At 66.8% G+C, this 2,821-nt stretch carries 2 protein-coding genes and 1 pseudogene; 1 reads left to right on the forward strand and 2 read right to left on the reverse strand.

Features of this window, described 5'->3' with window-relative positions; all coding sequences use genetic code 11:
* The coding region (locus PGX04_RS26460) for an ABC transporter substrate-binding protein (protein WP_273741221.1) at window positions 1–863 on the reverse strand (863 nt) is incomplete at its 3' end.
* A gap of 413 nt (window positions 864–1,276) precedes the next feature.
* Between PGX04_RS26460 and PGX04_RS26465 the strand changes: the two genes are divergently transcribed.
* Window positions 1,277–2,581, forward strand: a complete 1,305-nt coding sequence (locus PGX04_RS26465) for an aryl-sulfate sulfotransferase (RefSeq protein ID WP_273741222.1) — start codon at window positions 1,277–1,279, stop codon at window positions 2,579–2,581.
* Window positions 2,582–2,674: 93 nt separating this feature from the next.
* Here the strand turns inward: PGX04_RS26465 and PGX04_RS34810 are convergent.
* Window positions 2,675–2,821 (reverse strand): annotated as a pseudogene (locus tag PGX04_RS34810) (lysylphosphatidylglycerol synthase transmembrane domain-containing protein); the annotation flags it as partial.

A 2,821-nucleotide genomic window follows, 5' to 3' on the forward strand; every position in this document is an offset into this window, starting at 1 on the left:
TGGACGATCGGCGCGAGCGCCTCGAGCGTGTCCACCAGCCGCGGGCCGGGTCGATTGAGATAGTGATCGCCGTCCATCGCCCAGACGCGGCCCTCCCGAACCGCCGTCAGCGCTCCCCACCCCTCGCGTTCGGTGAGATCGGTTCTGTTCCGGGCGATCTGCTCGAGGTCGAAGCCACAGGGCGCGACGATCACGACGTCGGGATCGGACGCGCGGATGTCGTCCCACTCCCGCGGCCGTGAGCGCTCGCCGACGGCGGCCAGCCCGTACTCGCCGCCGGCCCAGTCGACCAGTTCGGCCGTCCAGTGACCCGCGATCATTACGGGGTCGGTCCAGTCGAAGATCGCTACGCCCGGGCGGTCAGTGGCGTCGATATCCGCGGTTCGATTTCGAACGCCCTCGATTCGCGACTCGAGGTCGCGTCGAACCTCTCGAGCGCGCTCCTCGCGACCGATCGCGCGGCCGATTCGCTCGAGGTCGCCGAGCACGTCGCCGACGCTGTGGGGATCGGTCGGGACGATTCCGGGGTCGGCCGAAATCCGGTCGACGGCGTCCTCGATGACCGCCACGTCGACCGCGCAGACGTCGCACATCCCCTGCGTGACGATCACGTCCGGCTCGAGGTCGTCGAGGGTTTCGACGTCGACGTCGTAGACGCCGCCCTCGGTGTCGGCGGTCTCGAGGACCTGCCGATCGATCTCGCCGCTCGAGGCGCTTTGCGCCTCGCTGATCCGCGACCGGGTGATCGCCGGGGCGGACGCCGCGTTCGGCGGGTAATCGCACTCGTGGGAGACGCCGACCGGCTCGAGACCCAGCGCGGCGACAGTCTCGGTCGCCGAGGGGAGCGTCGTGACGATTCGCATGGCTGCTCGTAGGACGCGGGTGACCAAAAACGGCGGCCTCGATGATGGGACGTCGTCTCTACCGATGTCGCAGGCCGAGTGCATCGGATCGTCCGAAACTCTCCGATTCTGGGGATCACGCGAATCCGAATGAGTCGCGGACAGGGCGATTCCTCCGGAATCGCTTGCAGTCGGCGCTTCGTGCCGACGACCTCGCGGGAGCGAAGCTCCCGCGTAGTGACGAGGCGCCAGAGACGTCTCGAACCGCCTCATCCCGAGGCAGTTCATCGTCACACCGTTGCCGTCCGCTCACGAGCCCTAGATTCATCTAATTCCGTCGCATAGCTCTCGCTGGATAGGTCCGTACTCCGTATGATCGACCCGACTCTGCGACAGGCTCGTTCCTCGAACCGCCCTCCCCTGCTAGTACCCACATGAATCAGCGAACCCGCGTCGCCGTCGCCGCCGTCGTCGTCCTCCTACTGATCGCGTCACTCGGCGTCCAAGCGGTCGTTATCGATCGCGAGCCGAGAGTCGTAACCGACGACGGCACGTATCCCGGGAACACGCTCGTCGGCGTCCATTCGTATAACGACGACGGGCGGGTCGTCGAACTGACGCCCGACGGTGAGGTCGCCTGGGAGTGGTCGGTGCCGGACTCGCGCGTGTTCGGCGTCGAACAACTCGACGAGGAGACGGTGCTGGCGGCCGTCGCCGTCAGGACGCCCGCCGAGGACTGCCCCGAGGAGTACCTCGAGTACGAGGAGACAGACCATCAGTGTGTCCACAATCGCGTCGTCGAGATCGATAAGGAATCGAACGAGGTCGTCTGGGAGTACGACTGGTACGACGAGTTCATCGCCGACCACGAAGTCCACGACTTCGAGCGCCTCGAGAACGGCGAGACGGCGATCGCCGACATGGGGAACGATCGCGCGTTCACCATCGACCGCGATGGCGAGATCACCTGGGAGTGGCACGCCGAGGATCACCTGACGCCCGGCACGCCGTTCTACGAGGAGTACGGCGGTCCCGAGAAGGATGGGGAACACGACGACTGGACGCACATGAACGACATCGATCGACTGGAGAACGGCAACTTCCAGATGAGTATCCGCAACTTCGACGCGATCATCGAGGTCGATCCGGAGACCGACGAGATCGTCGACGTCGTCGGCGAGCCCGGGAACCACGACGTGCTGGACAAACAGCACAATCCGCACCGCATCGAAGACCAGGGGACGATGGTCGTCGCCGACAGCGAGAACGGGCGCATCGTCGAACTCGACGTCGAGTCCGAAGACCGCGTCTGGGGCTACACCGGCCCCTCGAGCGAGCCCCTCCAGTGGCCTCGGGACGCCGACCGGCTCCCTAACGGCAACACGCTCATCACCGACTCCCGGAACAACCGCGTGCTCGAGGTCGATCCCTCCGGCGAGATCGTCTGGCAGTTCGACGACCGCTCCGGTGAAGTCGTTCCGCTGCCGTACGAGGCCGACCGCATCGGCACCGAAGAGCGGTCCGACGTCCCACCGGGGACCGAACTGACCGCGGTCGATGACGAGCCCGGCCCCGTCGAGTCGGCGATTCGGAAGGGGGAGGCCATGGCCCAGTACGTCTTCCCGGCGTGGATGCACCTCCCGCAGGTGCTGCACGTCGTCGGCATCGCCCTCGGCGGGCTGTGGCTCTGTGCGGAGGGAATCGTCCTCGGTTGGCGGCGGATCAGGGACGGTCGGTGATCGGGTCCGGACTCGTCGACCGTTGCGGCCGCGTTGGTCCCGGTCAACACCCCTCGAGCGTCTCGGTGTCGCCGGTCGCCGGATGCGGACCGCTCAGCGAGTCGCCTTGTACGTCAGAAACACCGCCGTACCGAGCGCCGCGGCGTACCACAGCGTCCCCACGCGGATGACGATCGTGGCGGCGGCCGCGACGGCTTCGGGGTAGCCGAACGTGAGCAGCACGCCGACCATCGACGCCTC

Source organism: Natrinema soli, from assembly GCF_028618695.1.